The organism is Sandarakinorhabdus sp., from assembly GCF_032115815.1.
Taxonomy (GTDB): domain Bacteria; phylum Pseudomonadota; class Alphaproteobacteria; order Sphingomonadales; family Sphingomonadaceae; genus Sandarakinorhabdus.
Genome location: NZ_JAUMBI010000159.1, coordinates 1 through 3,780 on the forward strand (window position 1 = coordinate 1; position 3,780 = coordinate 3,780).

At 63.1% G+C, this 3,780-nt stretch carries 4 protein-coding genes; all 4 read left to right on the top strand.

Going from position 1 to position 3,780, the window contains the following annotated elements; translation table 11 throughout:
• Window positions 1-166: 166 nt before the first annotated feature.
• Entirely contained in the window at window positions 167-1,441 is a 1,275-nt protein-coding gene (locus RT662_RS09430; protein WP_313670461.1) for a phage portal protein, read from the top strand.
• The gene (locus tag RT662_RS09435; protein ID WP_313670462.1) at window positions 1,441-2,238 is read left to right on the top strand and encodes an HK97 family phage prohead protease; all 798 of its coding nucleotides are present in this window, start codon (window positions 1,441-1,443) and stop codon (window positions 2,236-2,238) included. Before RT662_RS09430 ends, RT662_RS09435 begins: the two co-directional genes overlap by 1 nt.
• A 12-nt stretch (window positions 2,239-2,250) precedes the next feature.
• The gene (locus RT662_RS09440) at window positions 2,251-3,435 is read left to right on the top strand and encodes a phage major capsid protein (protein WP_313670463.1); all 1,185 of its coding nucleotides are present in this window, start codon (window positions 2,251-2,253) and stop codon (window positions 3,433-3,435) included.
• A 71-nt stretch (window positions 3,436-3,506) separates the two neighbouring features.
• On the top strand, window positions 3,507-3,780 hold a 274-nt coding region (locus tag RT662_RS09445; RefSeq protein WP_313670464.1), incomplete at its 3' end, for a hypothetical protein.

A 3,780-nucleotide genomic window follows, 5' to 3' on the forward strand; every position in this document is an offset into this window, starting at 1 on the left:
CGGCAATGATGAGCGCGGTGCTGGAAAGCGACCCGCTTGAAAACAGATGGTTTGCCAAGCGCAAGGCCACGCAGCGGATTGACGCGGTGGTGGCGCTGGCAATGGCGATAGGAGCGGCGACGATGACGAAAGACGCTGCCCTCGATCCGATGGTTTACGTGCTGTAATGGGTGCGCTTTCGTTCATCCGAGATAGCATCTGGCCGGCGGATGTCGTGCTGGCTGATGGCGCTCCTGCCGAGGCGAAGGCGTATAGCCTGCCGGTGCCGGGCACTGAAGCCTATGCAGCCTTCTTGGCCGGCGTGGGTGGCAGCCAATCCAAGGCCGGCGCCAACGTGTCGCTGCGGGATGCGCTTGGTGTCTCGACCGTGTTTGCCTGCATCCGGGTGATTGCCGAGGGCTTGGCCCAGGTGCCGTGCAAGATTTACCAGCGCACGGACGGCGGCGGCCGGATCGAGGCCCGCGAGCATCCTTTGTGGCGGCTGCTGTATCGCCGGCCGAACCTTGCGCAGACCAGCTTCGAATTTCGCGAGCAGGTGGCCATGCATCTGGCGCTGGCCGGCAATGCGTTCGTGGTCATAACGCGCGACACGCAGGGCCGCCCGCTTGAACTGCTCCCATACGAGCCGGGCTTCGTTCGCTTTGAACGGCAGCCCGATCTGTCTGTGCGCTATTGGGTGCGGACGGAGAAAACGCGCGAGATTGAAATTCCGGCTTCGATGATGTGGCACATCCGAGGCCCGTCATGGGAAGGATGGCGCGGCGCTGATCTGCTGGCCTTGGCGCGTGACAGCATCGGGCTGGCACTGGCAACTGAGAGCTTTGGCAGCGAAATGTTCGCCAACGGCACCCGGCTTTCGGGGCACCTTGAAGTTGAAGGCAACCCCAGCCCGGAAGTGGTCGACGCTATCCGCAAGCAGTGGACGGCAGTGCATCAGGGCGAAGGCAACCGGCTCAAGACGGCGCTGCTGGCCGGCGGCGTCAAGTTTCAGCCGCACGACATCAAGGCCGACGAGGCGCAATATATCGAAACCCGCAAGTTTCTGGTGCCGGAAATCTGCCGCTTTTTCCGCGTGATGCCCATCATGGTCGGGCATCAGGACGGCACGGCGGCCTATGCCAGCATTGAGCAGATGTTCCTGGCGCACCGCACCTTGACGATGGGTCCATGGTTCGAACGGTTTGAACAATCGGCCGAACTGGCGCTGCTGTCTGAGCGCGAGCGCGACGAATACGAGATCGAGCTGGTACAGCACAGCCTTGCCGGCACCACTGCCAAGGAACGCGCCGAAACGCTGGCCATCATGCGCCAGAACGGGGCGGCGACCGGCAACGACATGCGCGAGGCTTTGGACATGCCGCGCGGTACGGAGGCAATTCTGAACGAATACACGCCGGCGGCCAATCTGTTTGGCCCGCGTGACGCCACTGGAGGCGCTTGATGGCAACCTATCTGATCGACGGCAACGACGCGCTTGACCGCGTGGAGGCTGAAACCTGGGCCGATGCTGAAGCCGCGATTGCGGCCAAGGGCGGCGGCGAGGTGATTGGCGAACTGTGCGACGAAATCGCCGGCAAGAGCGCCTGCAGCCTGACCGAAATCAAGTTTGCCGATGATGGCGTGGCCATGTCGTTCGAAGGCTATGGCGCGGTTTTCAACAACGTCGACCGTGGCGGCGACAAGATCCTGCCGGGCGCGTTCACCGAAACGCTGGCCGAGTGGAAGGCCGGCGGCCGGCTGCCGACGATGCTTTATCAGCACGGCCAGATGGGCGGCGGGCCGGTGATGCCGGTGGGCGTTTGGGAACAGATGGGTGAGGATGGCCACGGCCTGCGCGTCAAGGGCCGGCTGTTCGATCACACGCTGGGCCGCGATCTGTATGTTGCGCTCAAGGGTGGCGCGATTGGTGGCATGTCGATCGGCTATCGTGCCAAGGAACTGGGCCGCCCGCCGATGGGTGCCACTGAACGCCGCCAGATCAAGGCCGCCTCGCTTGTCGAGGTGTCGCTGGTCAACGACCCGATGAACCAAGCCGCGCGCTTCACCAGCGTCAAGTCGGCTGATGAGATTGTCACCATTCGCGACCTTGAACACAGCCTGCGGGACGCCGGCTATTCGAGGGCCGATGCCGTCCGCATCTGCGCACGGTTCCAAGCCAAAGCCGATCAGGGAGAGCCTGAGACGGACGCGGCGGAAATCGCGGCCTTGCTGCGCCGCAATCTGTCCATCCTTCAATAAGGAAATCCCAAAATGAGCACTGAAATCAAGGCTCTGCTCGATGAGCAGGGCAAGGTTTTTGACGCCTTCAAGTCGAAGGTCGATCAGGAACTGGCCGGCAAGGCTGACGCCGTTGTGGCCGACGAAATCAAGAAGCTGAACGACGCGCTCGACAGCGTGCAGGCAAAGCTGCGTGAAGCCGAAATCAAGGCCGCACGCCCGACCGGCGATGCTGCCGAGGAAGCCGCGCGCCTTGAAGCCAAGAACGCCTTTGCCGACTATGCCCGCAAGGGTGTGGTGGCCGAGGGCTTCGAAGCCAAGTCGGTCACGACTTCGGTGAACGCGGACGGCGGTTTCGCGCTGCCCAAGATCATCGATCCGGTCACGCAGCGCCGCCTGGTTGACATCAGCCCGGTGCGCTCTGTGGCCCGCGTTGTGCAGGCCAGCGGGCGCGATTTCCGCATCCTGCTGAACCGTCGCGGCATGGCGTCGGGCTGGGTGGGTGAAACGTCTGCGCGTCCGGAAACCAACACGCCGGTGCTGCAGGAAATCACCCCGCCGTCCGGCGATCTCTATGCCAACCCGGCCGTGTCGCAGTGGGCGCTGAACGATCTGTCGTTCGACGTTGCCGCGTTCGTGGCTGAAAACGTCGAGCTGGAAATGGCCCGCGCCGAAGCTGCGGCGTTCATTACTGGCGACGGCAGCAACAAGCCGCAGGGCTTCATCAAGGGCACCCCGGTCACGACTGCCGACAGCAGCCGCGCCGCCGGCGTGCTGCAGTATATCGCCTCCGGTCAGGCGGCGGCGCTGCCCACCAGCATCGATATCTATATCGACATGGTGGCTTCGCTGAAGGCTGGCCATCGTCCGGGCGCTATCTGGATGATGAGCAAGTCGAGCGTTGCGGCAATCCGCAAGCTGAAGGCCACTGACAACCAATATCTGTGGCAGCCCTCCACGCAGGCGGGCGCTCCGGCGACCTTCCTGGGTTATGCGGTGGCAGAGGCCGAAGATATGCCGGCTGTGGCGGCCAACGCCTTCCCGATCGCGTTCGGCAATTTCTTTGCCGGCTACACGATTTTGGAAATTGGCACCACCAACGTGATCCGCGATCCGTACACCAACAAGCCCTACACGATGTTCTATTCGAGCAAGCGTGTCGGCGGTGATCTGGTGGATAGCGAGGCCATCAAGGTGCTGAAGATCGCCACTACCTGATGTGGCGTGAAGTGGCGGGCGGTCTGGAAGTGGCCGCCCGCCATTTTGGCAACAAGTTCTAGGAGCCACATATGGCCAAATTCGCCTCCCAGGCGGTGCAGGACGCGCCGCTTGATACCATCGCCACGGCGACCGAAATGTATATTTGCAACGGGCAGCCGACTGACCGTGCGGACGCCATCAGCAAGGCCCGTCACGCCAGCGCCATCACCATGGCCAGCGGCGACTTTGCCAAGACGACCAGCACCGGCAACCGCGTGCTGACCGTGACCGGCAAGAGCGCGACGGCCAACAGCACCGGCACGATTGATCACGTGGCGCTGTGCACGTCGACCGACCTGCTTT

What these genes read in the sequence shown, in the direction of transcription:
- RT662_RS09435 (WP_313670462.1), top strand. Translation starts at nt 1,441, where the DNA reads ATGGCAACCTATCTGATCGACGGCAACGACGCGCTTGACCGCGTGGAG.
- RT662_RS09430 (WP_313670461.1), top strand. Translation starts at nt 167, where the DNA reads ATGGGTGCGCTTTCGTTCATCCGAGATAGCATCTGGCCGGCGGATGTC.
- RT662_RS09440 (WP_313670463.1), top strand. Translation starts at nt 2,251, where the DNA reads ATGAGCACTGAAATCAAGGCTCTGCTCGATGAGCAGGGCAAGGTTTTT.